This is a genomic window from Curtobacterium sp. MCPF17_031, assembly GCF_003234035.1.
Lineage (GTDB): Bacteria > Actinomycetota > Actinomycetes > Actinomycetales > Microbacteriaceae > Curtobacterium.
Window position 1 is genome coordinate 91,532 of the sequence record NZ_QKSG01000002.1, and the last position, 23,656, is coordinate 115,187.

Annotated in this window: 21 protein-coding genes and 1 tRNA gene; 8 read left to right on the forward strand and 14 right to left on the reverse strand. The window is 71.5% G+C overall.

The window, feature by feature from the left end:
* Positions 1–3: 3 nt before the first annotated feature.
* The 5 genes from gatC to mnmA form a co-directional block, all read right to left on the reverse strand.
* On the reverse strand, positions 4–303 hold the full coding sequence (gene gatC / locus DEJ31_RS03480) for an Asp-tRNA(Asn)/Glu-tRNA(Gln) amidotransferase subunit GatC (protein WP_110903234.1): 300 nt from the start codon (positions 301–303) through the stop codon (positions 4–6).
* A gap of 111 nt (positions 304–414) precedes the next feature.
* Positions 415–2,781 carry a transglycosylase domain-containing protein gene (locus tag DEJ31_RS03485; RefSeq protein ID WP_146243090.1) on the reverse strand — a complete coding sequence of 789 codons (2,367 nt, stop codon included), beginning with the start codon at positions 2,779–2,781 and terminating at the stop codon, positions 415–417.
* A 202-nt stretch (positions 2,782–2,983) separates the two neighbouring features.
* A complete protein-coding gene (locus DEJ31_RS03490; protein WP_146243091.1) occupies positions 2,984–4,258 on the reverse strand; it encodes an alpha/beta hydrolase in 1,275 nt (424 codons plus the stop codon).
* A gap of 248 nt (positions 4,259–4,506) precedes the next feature.
* Complete coding sequence (gene ligA / locus DEJ31_RS03495; RefSeq protein ID WP_111121223.1) at positions 4,507–6,861, reverse strand: NAD-dependent DNA ligase LigA; 2,355 nt, start codon at positions 6,859–6,861, stop codon at positions 4,507–4,509.
* Positions 6,862–6,934: 73 nt separating this feature from the next.
* Entirely contained in the window at positions 6,935–8,041 is a 1,107-nt protein-coding gene (gene mnmA / locus DEJ31_RS03500) for a tRNA 2-thiouridine(34) synthase MnmA (protein WP_111044677.1), read from the reverse strand.
* Positions 8,042–8,082: 41 nt separating this feature from the next.
* On the opposite strand from mnmA, the gene DEJ31_RS03505 reads away from it, so the two are divergent.
* The 3 genes from DEJ31_RS03505 to DEJ31_RS03515 all read left to right on the forward strand — a co-directional run bounded on the left by DEJ31_RS03505 (position 8,083) and on the right by DEJ31_RS03515 (position 10,348).
* Positions 8,083–9,390 carry an MFS transporter gene (locus DEJ31_RS03505; protein ID WP_110903239.1) on the forward strand — a complete coding sequence of 436 codons (1,308 nt, stop codon included), beginning with the start codon at positions 8,083–8,085 and terminating at the stop codon, positions 9,388–9,390.
* Positions 9,391–9,457: 67 nt separating this feature from the next.
* Positions 9,458–9,537 (forward strand) — tRNA-Leu (locus DEJ31_RS03510).
* A 133-nt stretch (positions 9,538–9,670) separates the two neighbouring features.
* Positions 9,671–10,348, forward strand: a complete 678-nt coding sequence (locus DEJ31_RS03515; RefSeq protein ID WP_110903240.1) for a DedA family protein — start codon at positions 9,671–9,673, stop codon at positions 10,346–10,348.
* Between the two features lie 140 nt (positions 10,349–10,488).
* On the opposite strand, the gene rdgB is transcribed toward DEJ31_RS03515, so the two are convergent.
* The 3 genes from rdgB to murI all read right to left on the reverse strand — a co-directional run bounded on the left by rdgB (position 10,489) and on the right by murI (position 12,784).
* A complete protein-coding gene (gene rdgB, locus DEJ31_RS03520; protein ID WP_110903241.1) occupies positions 10,489–11,118 on the reverse strand; it encodes an RdgB/HAM1 family non-canonical purine NTP pyrophosphatase in 630 nt (209 codons plus the stop codon).
* Positions 11,115–11,861 (reverse strand): ribonuclease PH, encoded by a 747-nt coding sequence (rph, locus tag DEJ31_RS03525; RefSeq protein WP_110903242.1) that lies wholly within the window; start codon positions 11,859–11,861, stop codon positions 11,115–11,117. Before rph ends, rdgB begins: the two co-directional genes overlap by 4 nt.
* Positions 11,862–11,944: 83 nt before the next feature.
* On the reverse strand, positions 11,945–12,784 hold the full coding sequence (gene murI, locus DEJ31_RS03530; RefSeq protein ID WP_110903243.1) for a glutamate racemase: 840 nt from the start codon (positions 12,782–12,784) through the stop codon (positions 11,945–11,947).
* Between the two features lie 131 nt (positions 12,785–12,915).
* Between murI and DEJ31_RS03535 the strand changes: the two genes are divergently transcribed.
* Positions 12,916–14,202, forward strand: coding sequence for a nicotinate phosphoribosyltransferase (locus DEJ31_RS03535; protein ID WP_110903244.1), 1,287 nt, complete (start codon positions 12,916–12,918; stop codon positions 14,200–14,202).
* A gap of 16 nt (positions 14,203–14,218) precedes the next feature.
* Here DEJ31_RS03535 and DEJ31_RS03540 read toward each other — a convergent pair whose 3' ends face one another.
* The 3 genes from DEJ31_RS03540 to DEJ31_RS03550 form a co-directional block, all read right to left on the reverse strand.
* The gene (locus tag DEJ31_RS03540) at positions 14,219–14,482 is read right to left on the reverse strand and encodes a DUF3039 domain-containing protein (protein WP_110823714.1); all 264 of its coding nucleotides are present in this window, start codon (positions 14,480–14,482) and stop codon (positions 14,219–14,221) included.
* Between the two features lie 96 nt (positions 14,483–14,578).
* Positions 14,579–16,150, reverse strand: coding sequence for an ABC transporter permease (locus DEJ31_RS03545; protein ID WP_146236698.1), 1,572 nt, complete (start codon positions 16,148–16,150; stop codon positions 14,579–14,581).
* Positions 16,126–17,349 carry an ABC transporter ATP-binding protein gene (locus DEJ31_RS03550; RefSeq protein ID WP_258366125.1) on the reverse strand — a complete coding sequence of 408 codons (1,224 nt, stop codon included), beginning with the start codon at positions 17,347–17,349 and terminating at the stop codon, positions 16,126–16,128. The genes DEJ31_RS03545 and DEJ31_RS03550 overlap by 25 nt, the downstream gene beginning before the upstream one ends.
* A gap of 361 nt (positions 17,350–17,710) precedes the next feature.
* Here DEJ31_RS03550 and DEJ31_RS03555 point away from each other — a divergent pair, with 361 nt between their 5' ends.
* The 4 genes from DEJ31_RS03555 (at position 17,711) to DEJ31_RS03570 (ending at position 20,490) form a co-directional block, all read left to right on the forward strand.
* Entirely contained in the window at positions 17,711–18,406 is a 696-nt protein-coding gene (locus DEJ31_RS03555; RefSeq protein ID WP_110903246.1) for an NTP transferase domain-containing protein, read from the forward strand.
* 78 nt (positions 18,407–18,484) lie between these two features.
* Positions 18,485–19,309, forward strand: a complete 825-nt coding sequence (locus DEJ31_RS03560; protein ID WP_111044676.1) for an ABC transporter permease — start codon at positions 18,485–18,487, stop codon at positions 19,307–19,309.
* On the forward strand, positions 19,309–20,079 hold the full coding sequence (locus tag DEJ31_RS03565) for an ABC transporter ATP-binding protein (protein ID WP_110903248.1): 771 nt from the start codon (positions 19,309–19,311) through the stop codon (positions 20,077–20,079). Before DEJ31_RS03560 ends, DEJ31_RS03565 begins: the two co-directional genes overlap by 1 nt.
* Positions 20,080–20,187: 108 nt before the next feature.
* Complete coding sequence (locus tag DEJ31_RS03570) at positions 20,188–20,490, forward strand: hypothetical protein (protein ID WP_110903249.1); 303 nt, start codon at positions 20,188–20,190, stop codon at positions 20,488–20,490.
* An 87-nt stretch (positions 20,491–20,577) separates the two neighbouring features.
* Here the strand turns inward: DEJ31_RS03570 and DEJ31_RS03575 are convergent, their stop codons facing one another.
* The 3 genes from DEJ31_RS03575 to DEJ31_RS03585 form a co-directional block, all read right to left on the reverse strand.
* Positions 20,578–21,810: a CDP-glycerol glycerophosphotransferase family protein gene (locus tag DEJ31_RS03575; RefSeq protein WP_111121224.1), complete on the reverse strand. Its 1,233-nt coding sequence runs from the start codon at positions 21,808–21,810 to the stop codon at positions 20,578–20,580.
* Between the two features lie 87 nt (positions 21,811–21,897).
* Positions 21,898–22,806, reverse strand: a complete 909-nt coding sequence (locus DEJ31_RS03580) for a glycosyltransferase family 2 protein (protein ID WP_258366126.1) — start codon at positions 22,804–22,806, stop codon at positions 21,898–21,900.
* Complete coding sequence (locus tag DEJ31_RS03585) at positions 22,803–23,651, reverse strand: CDP-alcohol phosphatidyltransferase family protein (RefSeq protein WP_111121364.1); 849 nt, start codon at positions 23,649–23,651, stop codon at positions 22,803–22,805. Before DEJ31_RS03585 ends, DEJ31_RS03580 begins: the two co-directional genes overlap by 4 nt.
* Between the last annotated feature and the right edge of the window lie 5 nt (positions 23,652–23,656).

The window sequence follows — 23,656 nt, forward strand, 5'->3', positions numbered from 1 at the left end:
CGCCTACTGTTCTTCGCCGAGGATCGCGGTCACCCGGAAGCGCTCGCCGTCCGAGTCGGGGGCGCCGGAGAGCGCCTGCTCCTGGGTCAGCGTCGCGCCGACCACGTCGGGGCGGGACACGTTCTCGAGCGGGACCGGGTGGCTCGTCGCGGGGACGTCCGGGGTCGCGACCTCGGTGACCTTCGCGACGCTGTCGACGATGAGTGACAGCTCCTCGGTCATCTTCTCGATCTCGTCGGGCGTGAGTGCGATACGTGCGAGGTTCGCCAGGTGTGCGACCTGCTCGCTCGTGATGTCAGGCATGGTGCTCCGTCGATCGGTTCGTGGAATGCGCACCAGTCTATTGGGCACGCCACGCGGGGGTCGGACGGCTGCGCACGGCCGACGCCGAGCGCTCGCCTGTGCAGGACTGGGTCAGCCGGCCGGAGGCGCAGCTGCACCGCCGACCGCAGCCCCGCCGGTGACGGGAGCCTGCGCGGCCGGAGCCTGCGCCGCAGTGCCCGACGACGCCGGTGCTTGTGTGCCCGTGGTCCCCGTGCCCTGGGTCTGCGTGCCCTGGGTCTGTGTCCCCGCGGCCTGCTGCCCGGCCGCCTGCGTCCCCTGCTGCGCACCGGAGCCGGTCGACGGCGTCGCGGTCTTCGCCTTCGCGGTCGTCCCGATCATCGCCGGGTCCGGCGCTGGCAGCGCCCCGCCGCCGTACGCGCCGTCGAGGTAGGTCATCATCTGCTTGCCGACGCCGAACTTCGCGCTGTACCCGGTCGTGCCCTGCAGGAACGGCCAGTTCGCGAGGCGCACGTGGCCCTGCACGTTGCCGATCCAGGTGGCGTTCGTGTACTTCGTCGACGAGGTGATCAGCCAGTTCTGCTCGTCACCGTCGGTGGTGCCGGTCTTCGCGAACTTCGGCACCGTGTCGCCGGGGTTCGCACTGGCCGCCGTGCCCGACCCGCTCAGGACGCCCTGCAACGCGTAGTCGACCGTGCCGGCGACCTCGGCGCTGACCCCGCGGTTGCAGGTGGCCGGGGTCGGTCGGATGGTGCCGCCGCTGGCGGTCGTGACGGAGTCGATCGTGGTGGGCGTGCAGGCGACGCCGCCGTTGGCGAACCCGGCGTACGCCTCGGCCAGGTCGATGGGTGCCAGCGGGTTGGTGCCGAGCACGGAGGCGGGGTTCGAGTCCGGTGCGCTGCCGTCGGCCTGGTGGATGCCCATGCTCTCGGCGGTCTTCTGGATGCCGCAGAGGTCGAGTTGTTCCGCCATCGCGCCGAACGCGGTGTTGATCGACTCGACCGTGGCCGCGAGGACCGTCATCGAGGACGGCACCTGCTCGGCGTTGGCCACCATCCACGGTGCGCCACCGACGGGCGTGCACGAGTTGGTGAACTCGGCTTGCGGGAAGGTGTGCTCGGTCGTCGAGACGGACTGCGACAGGGTGTGCCCGTTCGCCAACCAGTCGGCGAGGGTGAAGACCTTGTAGGTCGACCCGGTCGGGAAGCCACCGGAACTGCCGATGGCCTGGTCGGCGTTGTAGTTGACCGCGGTGGCGCCGGCAGTGGGCGCGTCGGACTGTGTGTAGGCCGTGTTCTGCACCATCGACAGCACACGTCCCGTGCCGGGTTCGACCGTGACGTTCGTGCCACCGGCGTCGACGCCCGCCATCGTGGTCGGCACGTAGGACGACAGGGCGTTCTGGGACGTCGCCTGCAGGTCCAGGTCGAGGGACGTGTGGATCGACAGTCCCTTCGTGTCGAGGGTGGCGATCCGGTCCGAGGCCGTCTTGCCGAACGCCGGGTCGGCGAGCAGCTGCGAGCGCACCATGTCGCAGAAGTAGCCCGCGTCGTACTTCGTGGCGGCGGTCGAGCAGCCGTTGGCGGTCGCGGTGATCTCCGGTGCGATGGGGGTCGCGACGGCCTTCGCCAGTTCGTCCCGGGTGATGGCTCCGTGGGCGTGCATGCGGCGGAGGACGTAGTCGCGGCGGACCTTCGTCAGGGCGTACCCGTTCGCCGCCCCGTTCGTCTTGTCCGCCGGCTGGTCGATGCGCAGGTTCGAGGGGTTGTTGAGGATCGCCACCAGGGTCGCCGACTGCACGAGCGACAGGTCCTTCGCGTGCACGCCGAAGTAGTACTCGGCCCCCGCTTCGCCACCGTAGACACGACCGCCGAGCCCGACGATGTTCAGGTACCCGGTGAGGACCTGGTCCTTCGTGTACTTCTTGTCGACGGCGATCGCGTACCGGATCTCCTGCAGCTTGCGTGCCTTCGACTGACCGGCGACCTTCTCGTAGCAGGCATCCACCTTCTTCTTGGTGGAGGCCGCGTCCGTGCCGTTCAGCTGTTCGCACTGCTGCACGAGCACGTTCTTGACGTACTGCTGCGTGATGCTCGAGCCGCCCTGCACACCCTGGTGGAGTGCGTCCGCGATGGTCGCGCGAAGGGTCCCGACCACGTCGATCCCGCCTTCGTCGTGGAAGCGCGGGTCCTCGGTGTCGATCGCCGCCTGCTTGAGCGTGTCGGCGATCTGGTCGGACGTGACGTTGACGCGGTTCTCGGCGTAGAAGGACGCGATCGGGACCTCGTGTCCGCCCTGCTTCGCGTAGACGGTGGACACCTGCTGCGGCGTCTGGATGTCCAGGTAGCTCGGCAGGTCCTCGAAGAACTCGGCCGCTCCGCTCGTGCCCTCCCCCGCGACCGCGACGGCCGGGGTGAGCGCGACCGCGACGAGCAGGCCGGCGAGGACCGACATGACGATGAACATCAGGAGGGCACCCGGCCACCGCACGATTCGCATGCCGAGCACGGTAAGGAGACGGGCTGGGTCCACTCTGGTGCGCGCGGTCGCGCGACTGCGCAGCCGCACAGGATGCTCTCGACCTCGCCTCCGCCACGTGCTCCGACCCGGCCTGGAGGCCCGGATCACCGGGCCCACATGTGTCCGGTCACGATCCGGTCACGTCTGACGGGCCTCCCGTCCGGCCTGCGGTGATCAGTACTCAGTCGCGCGGCTGGAGGTCCTGCGGACGGACGAGGTACATGTCCGGCGACGCCTGGACGACCCCGTCGTCCGGGGTGTCACCCGGCCCGTGCCCACTGCGGACCAGGTCGCCCCGTCCGACCGCGATGAGCGCCACGTCGTGCAGCGAGGCGGTGCCGGGCTTGAGGTAGTCGTTGTGCCCCCACGGCTGCCGGAAGACGTCACCGGCGTCCGCCGGGTCGCTCCCGCCGACGAGGTCGAGCGCCGCAGCACCGAACGCCGCGCGCCCCGGGTCGGTGCCGAAGAAGCCCGTGCCCGCGATGGGGTCCCAGTGCGCCCCGCCGATGTACACCTCGCCGCGCGGCACGCCGAGCTCGTCGACGGAGGTGACCGCGCTCCCCGGCGACCCGAGCATGGTGAGGCTGTCGACCCGGGTACGCCCGGAGGACAGCGCGATCAGCGCGGTGGTCGAGCCGTACGAGTGTGCGACGACGCCCAGGCGCGGCTGGTGGTCGTTGCGGACCGAACGGATGCCGTCGAGGGTGCGCACGAGCCGGTCGGCACCGAGGTGAGCCAGATCGAGCGACATGAAGTCCGAGATGCCGGGCGTGCGGTAGCCCATCCACGCGAGGACCGCGTTGCCCGGTCCGTCCGCCGGGGCGGCCACGGGTGCCAGGGTGGCCTGCTCCCGGAACACGTCGCCGGCCGTCGCGGTGAAGTCCACCATCTGGCCGTTGACGGAGAAGAAGATGCCGGGCACCACGACCGAGACGTCGCCCGCGGTGTCGAGGTCACCGACCGAGATCGCGCACCGGCCACTCCCCCGGGTGTCGAGGGTGACGAGGTACTTCCGCGGGTCGTCGGGGGCCTGCTCGAGTGACTCCCGCACCTGGCCGAGCATCGAGGCGAGCGCGGTCGGGGTGTCCGTGTCGGTGAGACCCGCAGCCAGGGCGGCCCGGTTCGCGACGTCCCGGACGGCGTACGGCACCCCGTCCAGGTTGCCGATCACGACGGGGGCGTCGTCCGTCAGGGACGTCCGGGACGCCGGCGACAGGGCACGCCACCAGTTCGCGACGAGGTTCGTGCTCGGCGGGTCGTCCATCGCGGTCGCGGTCACGCGGGAGTCGTCGTCGGCGGCTCGCAGCGTCACCGGCGCCGCCGCCTCGAGGGCGTCCAGCCAGCGCTGCCCGGAGGCTCCGGCGAGCGCGTCGACGGCCGGCTGCGTGCCCCGCTCGGGCCGTCCCGGTCCTGAGGTCCCCGCGGCGCCCGACGAGATGACGGCGGAAACGGGCACGGTCGGTGCCTCGACGACTCCCAGTGAGTGGATCGAGGCGGTCAGCAGCGCCGCGGCGATGAACAGCAAACGGGTCTCCCCCGGGAAGGCCGGCCTGTCGTTCCCCTGCAGACGACAGGTGATGCTCTGTCGAGTCTATGGAGATCCGGCCCTTCGGGGGTCATGCGGAGGGCGACTTGCCCCCCGTACTGGGGTCAATCCGGGGGCGCGTCGCGACAGCCGGATCCCGCACGGCCGTGCATCCGCCGCTACTGCGCTCCCGGCTCGGCGGCGGGCTCGTCGAGCTCCGTGGGTGCAGGGTCACCCAGGGCAGCCGGTCCCTCGCTCACCAGGAGGGCGAACTGCGCCGCGTCGATGATCCGCAACCCGAGCTGCTCCGCCTTCGTCAGCTTGGAGCCGGCGCCCGGGCCAGCGGCGACGAAGTCGGTCTTCTTGCTGACGCTCGACGCTGCCTTCCCCCCGGCGGCGATGATCGCCTCCTGCGCGCCCTCGCGACTGAAGCCCTCGAGGGACCCGGTCGCGACGACCGTGATGCCGGCGAGCACACCACCTGCTTCGGTAGCCACTCCCGGCCCGGGGTGTCCGGGCGTCGTGAGCTGCACGCCCGCCGCCGTCCAGCGATCGATGATCTCGCGGTGCCAGTCGACCTCGAACCAGTCGAGCAGTGCGTCGGCGATGACCCCGCCGACGCCGTCGACCGCCGCCAGCTCGTCGCGCGAGGACGAGCGGATCGCGTCGAGCGACCCGAAGTGGTTCGCGAGCGCGCGGGCCGCGACGGGTCCGACGTGACGGATGTTCAGCCCGACGAGGATGCGCCACAGCGGCTTCGTCTTCGCGGCGTCGATGTTCGCGAGCAGCTCGAACGCGTTCTTCGACGGGTACCGGCTGGGTTCGCCGGTGTAGTCCGCACCGCGGGCCTCCGGGTCGAACGGCGGGTCGGTCTTCTTCCGTGCCCGGCTGAACGGGGACACGCGCTTCGGGGCGCCGCCGTCCTCGGTCTTCTCCATGCCCGTCTCGGCATCGCGGACGACGACCTCGATCGGCACGATGTCCTCCAGCGTCAGGTCGAACAGCCCCGCCTCGGTCACGAGTGGCGGGGTCTCAGGGAACACCGGCTGCGTGAGGGCGGCGGCGGCGACCTCGCCCAGGCCCTCGATGTCGAGCGACCCGCGGGAGGCGATGTGCTCGACCCGCCCACGCACCTGGGCGGGGCAGCTCTCGGCGTTCGGGCAACGGAGGTCGATGTCGCCCTCCTTCGCCGGGCGGAGCGGGGTGCCGCACTCCGGGCAGTCGGTCGGCATCACGAACTCGCGCTCGGTGCCGTCGCGCAGTTCGACGACCGGGCCGAGGACCTCGGGGATGACGTCGCCGGCCTTGCGGAGCACGACCGTGTCACCGATCAGGACGCCCTTCGCCTTCACCACCTGCTGGTTGTGCAGGGTGGCCTGCCGGACCACCGAGCCGGCGACCTCGGCGGGCTCCATCGCGGCGAACGGGGTGGCCCGACCGGTGCGGCCGACACTGACGACGATGTCGAGCAGCTTCGTGTGGACCTCCTCCGGCGGGTACTTGTAGGCGATCGCCCAGCGCGGGGCACGACTGGTCGACCCGAGTTCCTCGTGCAGCGCCAGGTCGTCGACCTTGATGACGATGCCGTCGATCTGGTGCTCGACCGAGGACCGGCGTTCCCCGTAGTCCTTGACGAAGCCCAGGACGTCCTCCACCGAGTCGAACACGCGGTGGTGCGTGCCGGTCGGCAGCCCCCACTCGTGCAGCAGCTCGTAGACCTCGGACTGGGCGCGGACGTCGGTGTCGCGCTCGAGTTCGGCGACCGGCCAGGCACCGATGCCGTGCACGAGCATCCGGAGTCGGCGCAGGCGGTCCACCATGAGCTCGCGCTTCGCGGCGGACTTGCCCTCCTCCTTCTGGCGGAGGGACCCGGCGGCGGCGTTCCGCGGGTTGGCGAAGACACGCTCGCCGGCGTCGCGCTGTCGGGCGTTCAGCTCGTCGAACTGCGCGACCGGGAAGAAGATCTCGCCACGGACCTCCACCAGGGGCGGGTGACCGCTGCCGGCGAGCCGGTCCGGGATCGTGCCCATGGTCCGGACGTTGCCGGTCACGTCCTCGCCCACCACACCGTCGCCGCGGGTGGCCGCCGATACGAGGCGACCGTGCTCGTAGCGGAGGTTGATCGCGAGGCCGTCGATCTTCAGCTCGGACAGGAAGCGCACGCGCTCGGTGCCGGCGTCCCGCTGGACCTTGAGCGCCCAGTCGGTCAGTTCCTCCGGGCTGAACACGTTGTCCAGGCTCAGCATGCGCTCGGCGTGCTCCACCGGCGCGAACTGCGTCGTCTGCGCCTGCCCGCCGACGGTCTGCGTCGGGCTGTCCTCGGTCAGGAGTTCCGGGAAGCGCTGCTCGATCGCATCGAGTCGGCGCATCATCGTGTCGTACTCGGCATCGGCGACCGGCGAGCCGTTGCCCTCGTAGTACGCGTGCCGCAGTTCGTTGAGACGGAGGCGCAGCCGGTCGACCTCTCGAGCGGCCTGCGCGGCGTCGAGGCCCGCGGGGTCGATGGTCTCGAAGGTCGCGTCGGTGTCGCTCATGTGTCAGTTCTACCGTGCGCCACCGACCCCGGTCGCAGCGGCCTGAGGCACGTGCGAGGTCAGGCGCGTGCGCTCAGGCGGGGACGGGTGCCGCCGACACGGTGGTGTCGATCGTGCACTGCCCGAGCACGCGCGTGCCGACGTACACGACGGCTGTCTGTCCGGGCGCGACACCGGAGAGCGGCGCGTCCGGGACGATCACGAGCGCGCCGTCCTCGATCCGGGCCGTCGCGGGCTCCGGGTCGGCGTGCGCCCGGATCTGCACGTCGCAGCGGAACGGGGTGGACGGGTCCGCCGGTGCCGCGCCGGCCCAGGTGTACCGGGTGCCCGAGAGTGAGGCGACGTCGAGCGCCTCCTTCGGGCCGACGACGACGGTGTTGTCCTTCGGGCGGATCTCCAGCACGAAGCGGGGCTTGCCGTCCGCCGCCGGACGTCCGAGCGCCAGACCGCGGCGCTGCCCGACCGTGTAGCCGTGCGCGCCGTCGTGGCTGCCGACGACGGTGCCGTCGCGCTCGACGACGTCGCCGGTCTCGCTGCCCACGCGGTCGGCGAGCCACCCGCGGGTGTCACCGTCGGGGATGAAGCAGATGTCGTACGAGTCCGGCTTCTGCGCAACCGTCAGCCCGCGGGCGGCGGCCTCAGCCCGGACCTCGTCCTTCGACGGGGTGGCCCCGAGCGGGAACATGGCGTGGCGGAGCTGTTCGGCCGTCAGGACGCCGAGCACGTACGACTGGTCCTTGGCCCACGCCGCCGAGCGGTGCAGCTCCCGCGAGCCGTCCGGGCCGGTGACGATCGAGGCGTAGTGGCCCGTCGCGACGGCGTCGAACCCGAGGGCCAGTGCCTTCTCGAGCAGGGCCGCGAACTTGATCCGCTCGTTGCAGCGCATGCAGGGGTTCGGCGTGCGGCCAGCCTGGTACTCGGCCACGAAGTCGTCGACGACGTCCTCCTTGAACCGAGCCGAGAAGTCCCACACGTAGTACGGGATGCCGAGGGCCGCGGCGGCACGCTGGGCGTCCATCGAGTCCTCGATCGTGCAGCAGCCGCGGCTGCCGGTGCGCAGGGTGCCGGGCATCCGGCTGAGCGCCAGGTGCACCCCGACGACGTCGTGGCCGGCGTCCACCGCCCGGGCCGCGGCCACCGCCGAATCGACACCACCGCTCATCGCCGCCAGAACACGCATGCGTCCAGGGTAACTCCGACACGGCGTACCGTTGCTCGACGATGACGAGCACCACGAACGACGCCTTCGACCTCCGGGGCGTCCTGCTGTCCGGGTTCCTGCCCGCTGCGCTCTTCGCGATCGGCGAGGGCGCCATCATCCCGATCATCCCGATCGCGGCGGACTCCCTCGGGGCGACCCTGGCGGTCGCCGGGTTCGTCGCCTCGCTGATCCTGGTCGGCGAGCTCATCGGGGACGTCCCCTCGGGTGTCGTCGTGGCGAGGATCGGCGAACGCAACGCCATGATCGGCGCCGCGGTGGTCTCGGTCGTCGGGCTGCTGGTCTGCACCGTCGCTCCGAACCCCCTCGTCCTGGCCGTCGGCGTCTTCCTGGTGGGTCTGTCCACCGCCGTCTTCGCGCTGGCCCGGCACGCGTACATGACGACCGCGATCCCGTTGCGGATCCGGGCCCGGGCCCTGTCGAGCCTCGGCGGCGTCTTCCGCTTCGGCTACTTCGTCGGTCCGTTCCTGGCGGCCGGGGTCATCCACCTCACCGGCACGACCCAGAGCGCGTTCTGGGTGCACGTCGTCTGCTGCCTCGGCGCTGCCGTGGTGCTGCTCGTCATCCGCGACCCCGCGACGGGCGTGCGCGGCCTGCAGCGGCCGGCACGGGCCTCCCGGCCGACGGCGACCGACGCGGCGGCGACGACCGCCGGTACGACGCGACCGGGCGAGCTCGAGGGCGAACAGTTCGTCGAGGAGGAGTCCCACGGTCTCTTCCGGACCATCCGCGCGCACCACCGCGTGCTCGTGCGTCTCGGCAGCGGGGCGGCGCTGATCGGCGCTATGCGCGCCGGACGCCAGGTGATCCTGCCGCTCTGGGCGGTCAGCGTCGGCCTGGACGACTCCACCGCTGCTCTCGTCATCGGCATCGCCGGCGCCGTCGACTTCGCGCTCTTCTACACGAGCGGGCAGATCATGGACCGCTGGGGACGCCTGGCGAGCGCCCTGCCCTGCATGCTCGGCCTGAGCATCTGCTACTTCCTGCTGGCCTGGAGCGACCACCTCGACGCCCGTGTCGGCTGGTTCGTCGCGGTCGCGATGGCGATGTCACTGGCGAACGGCGTCGGCTCCGGGATCCTCATGACGCTCGGCGCGGACCTGGCACCCTCCGACCGGCCGGCGCCGTTCCTCGGGGCGTGGCGGTTCACCGGCGACCTCGGGTCCGCCGCGGCCCCGCTCGTGATCTCCGGCGTCACCGCGCTCGCGACGATCGCCGTCGCGAGCGGCGTGATGGGGGTGCTCGGCCTGGTCGGCGCGGGCATCCTGCTCCGGTACGTGCCGCGGTACCTGCCCCGCACGCTGCGCTGACCGGGGTCCGTCGCGCGGTCGCGCCCCAGCTCAGCCACCCGGCCCGCTGCGTACACTGGGTCGGCCAGCGGGAGTGGTGGAATTGGTAGACACGCAGGATTTAGGTTCCTGTGCTCCGGCGTGAGGGTTCGAGTCCCTCCTTCCGCACCGAGTGTCCCCGAGGACGGTGCTCGAGGCCGCTCCGCACGTCACCCTCCCGACGGACGGCCCGGACACGCCTGCACGGTAGCCTCGGTCCGGCGGGTGCTCCACCCGCCCTCGCCCGCCGACCGGAAGAACCATGCACTCCGTCGCACTCGCCCTGATCCCCTGGCTGGATCCGCAGTACATCCTCGACCACTTCGGGGCGTTCGCCGTGCTCATCGTCTGCGCGATCATCTTCGCCGAGACCGGGCTGCTGGTCGGCTTCATCTTCCCCGGCGACAGCCTGCTCGTCATCACGGGCCTGTTCGCCTTCGACCGCGACGGCCAGATCGGCGGGATCCCGATCTGGGTCGTCGCGCTGATGATCGGCGCAGCGGCGTTCCTCGGCGGCGAGCTCGGCTACTACATCGGCAAGAAGGCCGGTCCGCCGATCTTCGAGCGCAAGGACAGCGGTCTGTTCTCGAAGGCGAACGTCGACCGGACGAACGCGTTCTTCCACAGGTACGGCGCCCTCGCGGTGATCCTCGCGCGCTTCGTCCCCGTCGTCCGGACGTTCGCACCGATCGCGGCCGGTGTCGGCCGGATGAACTACAAGAAGTACTCGCTCTACAACGCGGTCGGAGCGGTCATCTGGGGCGTGGGCGTCACGTTCCTCGGCTACTTCCTCGGGTACATCCCGGCCGTGGCGTACCTCGTGCGCAACTACATCGACGTGATCCTGCTGGCGGCGGTCGTCGTCACCGTGGTCCCCGCCGCGATCACCTACTTCCGGAACGCCCGCAAGGCCAAGCAGCGCGAGCCCGAGCAGCCGTAGCCCGCAGCGCCCGCCCGGCGCGAGCGGGACCCGCACAACACGAACCGGCTCGAACCACGCAATCCCGTGGTTCGAGCCGGTTTCCGTAGTGCGCTGCCGATCGGCGCCAGCACCAGCGCCAGCGCCAGCGCCAGGCGCGCCTACGCCCGCGGCGTCTCGCCGTCGAACCACTCGCGGACGATCGGTGCGATGCCCCGGAAGGCCTTCGACCGGTGGCTCAGCGCGTTCTTCTCCGCCCGGGTCAGCTGCGCCGCCGAGCGGTCCGCGTCGTCCGGCTGGAACACCGGGTCGTAGCCGTGTCCGCCGTCCCCGATCGGCTCGGTGCGGACCTCGCCGTTCCAGACGGCCTCGAACACGTGCTCGACGCCGGAGGGCGTGACGAACGCGGCGGCGCAGACGAACGCCGCGGTGCGCTCGACCACACCGTCCAGGTTCTGCAGCAGCAGCGCGATGTTGTCGGCGTCCACCCGGGTGCCGGCGTACCGGGCGGAGTGGATGCCGGGTGCTCCGTCGAGCGCGTCGACCGCGATGCCGGAGTCGTCCGCCAGGGCCGGCAGTCCGGTGTGGGCGACCGCGGCCCGTGCCTTGATGAGCGCGTTCGCCGCGTAGGTGTCACCGTCCTCGACGGGTTCGGGCCCGTCGTAGGACGAGAGCGTCACGCCGTCGCCCAGGGCCGAACCGAGGATCTCACGCAGTTCGACGACCTTGCCCTGGTTGTGCGTGGCCAGCACGACGGTCCGGGCGGTGCCGTCCGCCGTCGCCGCGGTCATGCCAGCCCCAGTGCCGTGCGCTGCACCGCGGCGAGCGACGCGTTCCCAGCCAGCCCGAGTTCGAGCAACGCGTCCAACTCCTGGCGGTCGAACGGCGCGTGCTCGGCGGTGCCCTGCACCTCGATGAACTTGCCCGACCCGGTCGTGACGATGTTCATGTCGGTGTCGGCGCGCGAGTCCTCTTCGTAGGCCAGGTCGAGCATCGGCACACCCCCGACGATGCCGACGGAGATCGCCTGCACGCTGTCGGTGAGCGGCGTCGCCTTCTTGCCGATGAAGCCACGCTCGCGACCCCACTCGATCGCGTCGACCATCGCCACGTAGGCGCCGGTGATCGACGCGGTGCGGGTGCCGCCGTCGGCCTGCAGCACGTCGCAGTCGAGCACGAGGGTGTTCTCGCCCAGCCCCTTCATGTCGACGACGGCGCGCAGCGAACGGCCGATCAGCCGGGAGATCTCGTGCGTGCGCCCGCCGACCTTGCCCTTGATCGACTCACGCTGCATGCGCTCGTTCGTGGACCGCGGGAGCATCGAGTACTCGGCGGTGACCCAGCCGGTGCCCTTGCCGGCCATCCAGCGTGGAACCCCGTTGGTGAACGAGGCGGTGCAGAGCACCCGGGTGTTGCCGAACGAGATGAGCGCGCTGCCCTCGGCCTGGGTGCTCCAGCCGCGTTCGATGGTGACGGGTCGGTGGTCGGTGGTGGTCCGGCCGTCGATGCGGACGGTGCCGTCGGTGGCGTTCATGGTGTTCCTCTCGGTCCGGCCTGGAGGCTCGGTGCGGGTGGTCCGGTCGTCGTGCGTCCGCCGGGCGGCGGCGTGGGGCATGGTCAGCGCAGGGTGCGCGGTAGCGTGATGGAGCCGGTCTCGAGGTGGCCGACGGTCGCGACCTCGGGGCCGAGGAACCGGCGGGCCAGGCGGACGAACCCGGCCTCGTCGGCACCGGTGGCCTCGAACGAGTACTCCGGCGGTTCGGTGCCGGTGCGTTCCAGACCGTGTTCGACCAGTCGGCGGTAGACGTCGTTCGCGGTTTCCTCGGCGCTCGAGACCAGCGTGACGTCCGGCCCCATGACGTACTGGATCGCGGCGGACATGAGCGGGTAGTGCGTGCAACCGAGGACCAGCGTGTCGACCCCGGCGGCCCGCACGGGTGCGAGGTAGCCCGCGGCGACCTCGCGGAGCCGGGCGGACGAGGTGTCCCCGGCCTCGACGAACTCGACGAAGCGGGGGCACGCGGCGGTGGTGAGGGTCACGTCCGCGGCCACCGCGAAGGCGTCCTCGTAGGCACGGGACGCGATGGTGCCGATGGTGCCGATGACCCCGATGCGGCCGGTGCGGGTCTGCTTGACGGCGGCCCGCGCGGCGGGCTGGATGACCTCGACGACGGGGATGCCGTACGCCTGCTCGTAGCGTTCACGGGCGTCGCGGAGGACGGCGGAACTCGCGGTGTTGCACGCGATGACGAGCGCCTTGACGCCCTGGTCGACGAGGTCGTCCATGACCTCGAGTGCGTAGCGGCGGACGTCGGCGATGGGCTTCGGGCCGTACGGCGAGTGCAGCGTGTCCCCGACGTAGCGGATGCTCTCGCGGGGCAGCTGGTCGATGATCGCCCGGGCCACCGTCAGCCCGCCGACGCCGCTGTCGAAGACTCCGATCGGTGCATCCGTCACGGTGACCAGCGTACCGACGCGCGCCGACCCTGCGGGCGTGCTCCGGGCCTCCAGTCCGACACGGACCGCCGGGGACGCTCTCCTGCCCCGAGCCGTGCGTTCCGGTACCGGTCGTGACTATCGTCGGAGGGGTGACCACCGCGCTCCTGACGGACCAGTACGAACTCACCATGGTCGACGCCGCCTTGAAGGACGGCACCGCCGACCGCCGCTGCGTCTTCGAGGTCTTCGCGAGACGACTGCCGGACGGGCGCCGGTACGGCGTCGCCGCGGGCCTCGGACGCTTCCTCACCCAGCTGACCGAGTTCCGGTTCGGCGACGAGGAGATCGGGTTCCTCCGGGACCGCCGCGTCATCGACGAGGGCACCGCCCGGTGGCTCGCCGACTACCGGTTCAGCGGGCACGTCCGTGCGTACCGCGAGGGCGAGGTCTTCTTCCCGAACTCCCCCGTGCTGCAGATCGAGGGCACCTTCGCCGAGGCCGTGATGCTCGAGACCCTGGCGCTCAGCGTGTTCAACGCCGACTCCGCCATCGCCTCCGCCGCCGCGCGCATGGTGTCCGCCGCCGACCGGCGCCCGCTCGCCGAGATGGGCTCGCGTCGGACCGGTGAGTGGAACGCCGTCGCCGCCGCCCGGGCCGCCTACATCGCGGGCTTCGGTGCGACGAGCAACCTGGAGGCCGGCCGGACCTGGGGCATCCCGACGATGGGCACCGCGGCGCACGCGTTCACGCTCCTGCACGACTCGGAAGAGGCCGCGTTCCGGTCCCAGCTCGACGCGCTCGGCAGCGGTACGACCCTGCTCGTCGACACGTACGACATCGAGGCGGCGGTCGAGACGGCCGTCCGCCTGACCGACGGCAAGCTCGGCGCGGTCCGCATCGACAGCGGTGACCTGCCGTCGGTCGTCGCGTCGGTGCGCGCGCAGCTCGACCGGCTCGGCGCGACCGCGACGAAGATCACGGTGACCAACGACCTGGACGAGTACACGATCGCCGCACTCCGTGCCGCACCGGTCGACTCCTACGGCGTCGGCACGTCGGTCGTCTCCGGGTCGGGGCACCCGGCCGCGGGCATGGTCTTCAAGCTCGTCGCACACCACTCCCCCGCGGGCGAGTGGGTGCCGGTGGCGAAGAAGTCCGCCGACAAGGCGTCGGTCGGCGGACGGAAGGAGGCCGGCCGTCGTCTGCGGAACGGCATCGCGACGGCGGAGGTCGTGCTGACCTCCGGGTCCGTCGGCCCGGACGAGCGGGACCTGCTCGTCCCCGTCGTCACGCACGGCGAGGTCGATCCGGCGTTCCTCGGATCCGCCGGGGTCGAGGCCGCTCGGGCCCACCACAAGCGCGCGAAGGCGGAACTGCCGGCCGATGCCGAGCGGATCGGTCGGGGCGACCCGGCCATCCCGACGCTGCTCGTCTGAGCGGCGTCGGCGGGGGTCACTCGGACTTCATCTTCTCGTAGATCGCCTTGCAGTCCGGGCAGACCGGGAACTTCTCGGGGTCCCGGCCCGGGATCCACTTCTTGCCGCACAGGGCCTTGACGGCCTTGCCGGTCAGGGCAGACTCGAGGATCTTGTCCTTCTTGACGTAGTGCGAGAAGCGCTCGTGGTCGCCGGGCTCGATCGCCTCCTCTTCCAGGAGCTTCTCGAGTTCGCGGTCCATCACATCGAGGCCGCCACCACCGGGTTCCGTCGTGCTCATGTCACCAGGGTACGTCGTCACCGCCGGGTCCGTCGGCCGATCGGTCACGCTGTGGGCGGAGCGGCTGCAGTGCGCGGGCGGACCGGCTGCGGTGGGTCAGTTCCGCTGCGCGGCGGCCAGGAGGTCCGGGCCACGTCGGTCGAACACCGCGCCTCCGACGACGACGCCGAGCACCAGGACGACCACGCCGACGCCGATCCCGACACCGAGGACGAGCGTCAGCGACGGGTCCTCCGCGCCGATGAGCGCGCGCACGCCGAGCCACCCGGCCGGCACCATGCAGAGCACCGTGCCGATGACCATCAGGGTCTGCGCGACGGTCGCCGTCGCCCCCGCGGCCTGCGGCTGGTGGAACGGGTGGTCACCCGGTCGGACGGTCGGGTACGGCAGTGCGACCGAGACGATGCTCGACAGGCCGAGCCCGCCGAGCAACCCGCTGGCCGACACCGCCACGAGCAGCGGGAACGCGGCCATGTCGCCGTACAGCCAGGCGGACACCGCAGCCCCGGCGACCAGCAGTGGCACGCCGACGACGATGAGCGGCACCAGACGGCCGAGGCGGTCGGTCCAGCCCGGAGCGCCGGAGGCGACGTGCAACCACACCGCGGTGTTGTCGTAGGAGACGTCGTTGTGCGGCAGGAACCCGGCGATCAGGGCCATCAGCGGCAGCGGCACGAGGGCCGTCCACGCCCAGGGCACCCCGGCCACTCCGAGCGGCAGCACCACGATCGGCACGAACGCCAGGATCAGGTACGAGCTGCGGTACCGCGGGTCGCGGGTCCAGTACGTCAGCGCCCGGGCCGCGACGGCGCCGAACGGGGTCGAGCCGAGCCGGTCGAACCAGCCCAGCGCGCGGTGTCGGCGCGCACGGAGCGGACGCGGGACCGTGACGAGCACGCGACCGACCAGTGCCCACCAGGCCAGGCCGAGCAGCCCGACGACGACGAGCGCCACGAGCAGCCGGGCGACCGCCGTCCCGACGTGGCCGGTGGCGGCGTCGGCGGGCACGGCCCACGCTGCACCCCACGGCGTCCACCCGGCGATGTCGGCGAGTCGCTGCAGTCCGGGTCCGGCCGGGTCGAGCCGGTCGGTCCGGAGCAGGAGCGAGACGGACGGGACGAGCAGCACGAGTCCGACGAGCACCACGGGCCAGGTGGCCTCGCGGGCGCGGTGGCCGGCGAACGCCAGCGCGCCGAGCGTGCTGCCGACCCGGATGAGCAGGGCCGTGGTGGCGAGCACGAGCACCGCGGCGACGACGGCCAGGAGGGCCGGGCCGGCACCACGGCTCCAGGTGACGACCTGCGCGACGGCGAGCACGGCGACCGCGACGACCGGGACGCCCAGGAGCCCGGCGACACCGAGCCCGACGGCCAGGTCGCGCTGCCCGATCCCGAAGGCGGCGAAACGCCGCGGGTCGAACTGGTCGGCGACACCGACGGCGAACGGCACGAGGGTGCACCCGAGGGCCACCGCCGTGCCGACCAGGACCACGGTCGTCCGGGCGGCGACCGGGTCGCCGGCGCGGAGCCCGCCGAGGACGGTCGCTGCCCAGAGGACGACGACCAGGGCGGCCAGGCTGCCGACGACCACGGCGGCCGAACGACGCGCCCCACCGCGGACCTCGCCCGCGAGCAGGTCGGCCCTCAGCCGGAGAAGCTGTGCAACCATTCCATGCTCTCTGCGACGGGACGACCGCCGGCGAGTTCGACGAACTTGTCCTCGAGGCTCCGACGACCGCGGACCTGCGCCATGGTGCCGGCGGCCAGGACCTTGCCGCCGACGATGATCGCCACGGAGTCGCACGTGCGCTGGACGAGTTCCATCGAGTGACTGGAGAGCACGACGGTGCCGCCGCCCGCGGTGTAGCGCCGCAGGATGTCGGTGATGGTCGTCGCGCTGACCGGGTCGACGGACTCGAACGGTTCGTCGAGCACCAGCACGCGCGGCGAGTGGATGAGCGTGGCGGCGAGGGCGATCTTCTTCGCCATGCCCATCGAGTAGTCCGCGACCGGTCGACCGAGGGCGTCGCCGAGGCCGAACGCCTCGGCCAGGTCCGCACTGCGGCTCCGAGCGGTCTTGCCGTCGAGTCCGCGCAGCGTCGCCGAGTAGAAGAGCATCTGCGCGCCGGTCAGGCGGTCGAACAGGCGGAGCCGGTCCGGCAGGACGCCCATCGCCCGCTTGGCGGCGATCGGGTCGGCCCAGACGTCGTGGTCCAGCACGGTCACGGTGCCGGCGTCCGGGCGCAGGAGGCCCGTGAGGACCGAGAGCGTCGTCGTCTTGCCGGCGCCGTTCGGGCCGACGACCCCGAAGATCGAGCCCTTCCGGATCTCCAGGTCGACGTCGTCCACGGCGAGCGTCTGGCCGTACCGCTTGACGAGGCCGTCGGCGCGGAGCACGACGGGCTGCTGCGGCACGTTCGGCCGACCGGTGGGGCGCTTCGTCGTGGTCGAGCCGGGCGCGCCGCCCGTGCCAGCCGAGCCGCCCGTGCCGCCCCGGGATGCCGACGTGCCGGAACCACCCCGGGCCTCCCGGCCGTCCGGCTCGTCGCCCGTCCGGGCCGCGCCCTGCGGCCGGGTCGCCCGGCCGGAACGCTTGTCCCGCTTCTTCCCCTGGCGAGGCTGTGACGTCGTGCTCGACGGCGACCCGGCGGGCAGGACGCCCGCCCCCGCCGTCGTCTCCGAGCCGGTCCTGTCGTCCGTCATGTCGTCACCCGCGAGCGCGCCGTACGCACCCGTGTCCCCCGTGTCGTCGTGGTCGTCGTCGCCCGTCCCCAGGGCGACGGTCGTGCCGTCGTCGTCCGCGTCGGCCGTCCACGTCGCGTCCGACGTGCTGTAGACGTCGTCGTTTCCCGTTGTTCCTGCCGACACGAGGCCAACCGTACCAACGGTTCCGACCGCTCGCTGAGCCGTGTCCGACCGGGTCACGAATTGAACACGATGCTGCCCGGCCCGTACCCCGGCACCGGGTGGTTCCGTATCATTCACCGAGACACGACGGAGTGTTCACCACTCGGAAACCTGCCCGCAGCGCTCCCGGAGCGGTTGCTGGACCGGGCGTTCGTCGCTCCGGATCACGCGACTCCCGGCCAACTCGAACGCGGTGCGAGCAGTATTCAGGAAAGCCGTATCGAAGTGCCCGTCAGGACACGCTCGACGTGTCCCCAGTGCGGACCGGAACCTCCACCCTCGCGGGCGGACCGGGCGCAGGCGGACACCGGAAGGGACAAGCATGACCACGCAGATCGTCATCCTCGCAGCGGGGATGGGCAGCCGCCTCGGGCGCAGCCTGCCGAAGCCGCTCACCGAGCTCAGCGACGGCCGCACCATCATGCAGCAGCAGTTCGACAACATCCGTGCCGCCTTCGGGTCCAGCGCGCGGGTCACGATCGTCGTCGGCTACAAGTCGGAGTACATCGTCGAGGCCTTCCCCGAGGCGAACTTCGTCTACAACGAGTCCTACGACTCCACGAACACCTCGAAGAGCCTGCTCCGGGCACTCAAGGCGACCGGCAAGAGCGGCGTCCTCTGGATGAACGGCGACGTGGTCTTCGACCCGATGGCCCTCGTCCGTGCCGCCGACATGATCGACGAGGGTCGGTCGTTCGTCAGCGTCAACACCGAGAAGGTCTCCGACGAAGAGGTCAAGTACACGGTCGACGCCGAGGGCTTCATCGCGAAGCTCTCGAAGAAGGTCGTCGGTGGCCTGGGTGAAGCCGTGGGCATCAACTACGTCTCCGCAGCCGACAAGCAGGCGCTGATCCGCCAGCTCGGCCGGGTCGACGACCAGGAGTACTTCGAGGGCGGCATCGAGGCTGCCATCGCCGAGGACGGGCTACGCTGGACGCCGATCGACATCTCCGACCTGTACGCGGTCGAGATCGACTTCGCCGAGGACCTGCAGCGCGCGAACGACCTGTTCGCCTGAGCCCGGTCAGGATCCCCCGGTCCGGCCCACCGGCCCGGGTGGCCCGCCCCTCGGCGCGGTCCCGGCCGGAGGGAACCCATGACTGACGCGCAGACGCAGACCACCGTCGTCGCCGCGACGCCGGTGGCTCAGCGTGGTTCCGGTCGTCGGTACCGCCAGGCCCTCTGGCTGCTGACGGTGCGCGACCTGCGTGTGCGGTACTCGACGTCGGCGCTCGGGTACTTCTGGTCGATCCTCGACCCGCTGGTGATGTCGGCCATCTACTGGTTCGTCTTCACCCAGGTGTTCCACCGCGGCAAGGTGGGCGAGGAGCCGTACATCGTCTTCCTGCTCACCGCGCTGCTGCCCTGGATGTGGTTCACCGGGGCCGTGTCGGACTCGACCCGGGCCTTCATCAAGGAAGCCAAGCTGATCCGCTCGACGACGATCCCGCGGAGCATCTGGGTCGCCCGGATCGACGCGTCGAAGGGCATCGAGTTCCTGCTGAGCATCCCGGTGCTCGCGGTATTCGTCATCGCCACCGGTGCCCACCTGCACTGGCAGGTCGTGCTGTGGCCGCTCGCGATCGTCCTGCAGGTCGCGCTGGTCTACGGTCTCGGGCTCATCGTGGCACCGCTCGTGGTCTTCTTCCGCGACCTCGAACGCGCGGTCAAGCTCGTCCTGCGCTTCCTGTTCTACGCATCCCCGATCATCTACGGCACGCAGGCGTTGCCGGAGGCCCTGCACGACCTCGCGGCGATCAACCCGTTGAGCGGGATCTTCGGCATCTACCGCTCGGCGTTCTTCCCCGGGCAGCTGGACTGGAAGGAGGTGCTCGCGTCGGTCGTCGTCACGGGCATCGTCCTCGTCATCGGGCTCGTGGTGTTCCGTCGGAGCGAGCACCGCGTCCTCAAGGAGCTGTGATGGCCACGACCGAACCCGTGACGACCGCTCGCGCCACCGCGCCGGTGATCTCCGTGACCGACGCCGGGATCCGCTTCAAACGGAACCGCCGTGCCAGCCGGAGCTTCAAGGACCTCTTCGGCCGGGGACAGCGCCGGCGGAAGGCGGACGAGTTCTGGGCGCTCCGGAACGTGTCGTTCGACGTCCGTCCCGGCGAGGCCATCGGCGTCGTCGGACGGAACGGGCAGGGCAAGTCGACGCTCCTCAAGCTCGTCGCCCAGGTGATGCTGCCGGACGAGGGCCGTGTGCACGTCGGGGCCGGTGTCGCGCCGCTGATCGAGATCACCGGTGGGTTCGTCGGCGACCTGACGGTGCGGGACAACGTCTACCTGACCGCGGGGCTGCACGGCATGTCGCGGGCCGAGATCCGCGCTGCCTTCGACGAGATCATCGCGTTCGCCGAGATCGCGGACTTCGTCGACACCCCCTACAAGCACCTGTCGAGCGGCATGAAGGTGCGGATCGCCTTCGCCGTCATCTCCCGGCTGGACGAGCCGGTGATCCTGGTCGACGAGGTCCTGGCCGTGGGCGACAAGAAGTTCCGCGAGAAGTGCTACAAGCGGATCGAGGAGCTCCTGGCGGGCGGCCGGACGCTGTTCTTCGTCTCGCACAACGACAAGGACCTGCGCCGGTTCTGTGACCGGGGCCTGTACCTCGACGGTGGCCGACTGCAGTTCGACGGACCCATCGACGAGGCCCTCGAGCGGTACAACGCGGACCACGGCGTCTGACGCCCACTCCTCCACAACCGAGCACCTCCGCAGCACGCTCCACAGCCCCGGGTCCCCGAGGGCTCCCCGGGGGTCCCGACGTCGGACCCCACCCCTAACGTGCTCCCCATGCACCACCCCACCACCGCCTACCCGGTTCCCTTCTCCATCGACCGATCAGCCGCTCCACGCCGCTACGAACTGGTCAACACCAGTACCGAGACCCTCGACGGGATCTCCCTCACCCACCTCGGCACCGGCTACTCGCCACCGCTCGTCGTCCGACGCCTCGAGCCGGGGCGCGGCCTGTCCCTGGCCGTCTTCGGCGCCGGCGCGGACGAGACCGGTGTCGTCATCGTCCGGTGGCGCCGACCGGACCGCACGGAGTTCCTGTGGCGGATGTCGCTCGCCGGCCCCGGGCTCGCCCCGTGACCGGGTACCCGGCCCGGGGCACCCGAGCACCCGTGCGGCGCCGACACGGGCGACGCCGGCACGGGCGACGCCGCCGCACGCCAGTGGTCAGTCGGCCGATCGGGCGCGCGCGACCTCGTGCCAGCGTGCGACGAGCCGGTCGATCGCGTCGTGGAAACGCGCCGTGGCGACGCCCGGCGTGGTGTCCCCGAAGTACCGCTCCACCCAGTGACGGAGCCGGGCCAGTTCGTCCGCGTCCGTGGCGGCGCGGTCCACTCGCGCCACGACGTCCCCGGCGTCCTCCGCCCGCAGCCAGTTCGCGTCACCCAGGTAGCCGCGCTCGTCGACGTCGGCCTCGGGCGACACCGGTCGGGTGACGATCAGGGGCTTGCCCACGGCCAGGCGGTCGTAGATCATCGCGCTGATGTCGGTGATCGCCACGTCGGCCCCGGCGAGCTGCCAGCCCAGCGTCGGCCCGTCGTCGTACACGTGGCGCGCCGACGGGTCGGCGGCGTTCGCGGCCGTGATGGCGGCGACGATCCGCTGGTGGGCCGCCCGGTAGTCCGCGTCGAGCACACCGCTCCGAGGGTGCGGCCGGTACACCAGCCGGTGTCGTGCCGACGCCAGGACCTGCTCGGCGATCGTCGTGCCGTGGCTGGCGATCGACCCGTAGGCGGCCGCGGGACGGTCGCCCTCCCAGGTCGGTGCGTACAGCACGACGGTGCGGTCGTCCGCCGGGTACGGTGGCTCGCCGGCGAAGTGGTCCGCCTGAGGCCGACCGATCGCGATCGTCCGGGCGTCCAGGTCGTAGTCCCAGAGCGCGTCGGCGAGCCGGTCCCGGGCCGCGTCGCCGGCGATCAGCGCAGCGTCGTAGGCCTTGAACTGGTTCGTCGTCATGTACATCTTGTCGCTCTCGCCGTGGTTGACGAAGACGTGCCACATCCGCCCGTACCGCATCATCTGGAAGTTGCGGGCGTTCTGGTTGACGTAGAGCACCACCTTCGGCGCCTGCTCGGCGACGAAGCGCTCGAGGTCGACCACCTGCCGGGCGTAGACGACGGGGACGGGTGACTCGTCCGCCAACACCAGCATCGCTCCGGGGCTGCGGGACAGGATCGCCACCCCACGGTGCCGGGCCAGTTCGGCGAGCGGGCCGTACCACTGGCGGATCTGGTACATGTTCACCGGGCCGTCGGCGAAGTAGACCGCGATCTCGACGGTCCCCGGTGCCGGCATCGGCATCGAGGGCAACCGACCGGCCAGCTGCGACCGCGTCCGCCGCGACCGCCACAGCCGTTGCGCGAGCCGGATCGCGGTACGGGCGTCCTTGACGATGGCCATGCTGTGCTCCTGGGCGGTGGGTCGGACAGGTCGTTCGGTGCGGTCCGGGACGGACGGGAGGCGCGCCTCCCGTCCGTCCCGACCCTGTCAGACGACGGGTGGGCGGCCGGCCAGCGTCATCCGGCCGATCGTCAGCCAGCCCATCACGTGGACCGGCCCGCAGTCGGTGCGCCACCCCTCGGCGACGCCACCGAACCAGGTCGCGAGCCGCCGCGGCGACCGCCACCAGCGCAGCACCTGGATCGCGGCCCAGCTGCCGACGTACAGGGGCCGGAGCGCGGCGGGCAGGTTGCGCCGCGCCAGCCACACCCGGTTCCGGGCGTTGAGGCGGACGTACTCGCGGTGACGCGCCGGGTCGATCGCCGGGTGGTTCGCGACGAGCTCACCCGCGTACCAGGTGCGTCGTCCGGCGTCCCAGACCCGCCACGCGAGTTCGATGCCCTCGTGCGCGTAGAAGTACTCGGCTCCCCAACCGCCGACCGCCCGCCAGACGTCCATCGGCAGGACGACGGCGCCCTCCCAGACGGAGAACACCGGTGAGCTCTGCTCCGGGTCGCCCTTCCGGATCCGGGGCACCCAGCGTCGGGGGTTCGCCGACCCGGTCGGGTCGACCACCCGTGGCTGCACCAGCCCGAGCGACGGGTCGTGCTCGAACAGCGCGATGGCGTCGCGGAGGAACGTCGGTGACGGGACCGAGGCGTCGTCGTCGAGGAAGAACACGTAGTCACCGTCGACCTCGGCGGCACCGGCGTTCCGGCCAGCGGGGATGCCGAGGTTCTCCGGCAGGGCGAGCGCCCGGACGCCCTCGGGAAGTCCGACCGGCTGCCACCCGTTGCCGACGCAGACCACGTCGAGCTCGACGCCCTGCTGCGCGAGCACGCTCTCGAGGCCCCGGCGCAGGTCCTCGGGTCGGTTGCCCTGTGACAGGCTCACCACGGCGACGCGCGGTCGGTCGCGGTGCGGCACCGCGCCCCGACGGAGCGTGCCGGGCCTCACGCGCGGACCCGCTTCGACGACATGATCGCCAGGAAGTGCCCGGCGGTCGCGAGGACGGCGAGCGGCAGGAGCGCCCCGACCAGGATCCGGTCGGCCAGCGGGTGTCCGATGACGAGCGCCAGCAGGGCGACGACGAACGTGATGATCGTCAGTTCGACCGAGTGGTACAGCCGGTGGAACGGCAGGAAGCGGGCGACGCGGCGGAGCGTCGCGAGCCGGGCGCCCGACGGCGCGGTGACCCCGTCGCGCCGGTCGGCGAGCTTCTCCATGCCGCCGTGCGCACGCGCCACGTGCACCATGTCGTTGAGGGCCTTGTTGAGGACGATGACCAGGCCGAGGGCGCAGCCGATCGTCGTCCACATCCAGTCGGCGCCGTGGATCGGCCACGTCGCCGCCCGGACGCCGAGTGCGATCGGGATGAGCCCCTCGGTCGTGTAGTGCCCGACCTTGTCGAGGAAGATGCCGGCCGGGGAACGGGTCCCGCGCCATCGGGCGACCTCGCCGTCGGAGCAGTCGACGAGCATCTGCAGCTGCCCGAGCACGAGCGCGAGCAGCGCACCCCAGATGCCCGGGATGAGCAGCGCGGCCGCGGTGGACCACCCGACCAGGATCATCAGGCCGGTGACCTGGTTCGCGCTGACCCGGGTGTGCAGCAGCACCGACGTCAGGTACGGCGAGACGTCCCGCAGGTAGAGCGAGGCCGTCCAGTGCTCGGCGTTGGCACGCGCACGGACCTCGTCCGGCTGGGCGACCGCCCGCAGTTCGGCGATCGAGGTCGGGCGGGTGAACCCGCGGGCGTCGCGGGGGTCCGGCTCGCCGCCGTTCCCGAGGTCGTCGTCGGCCATGTCGG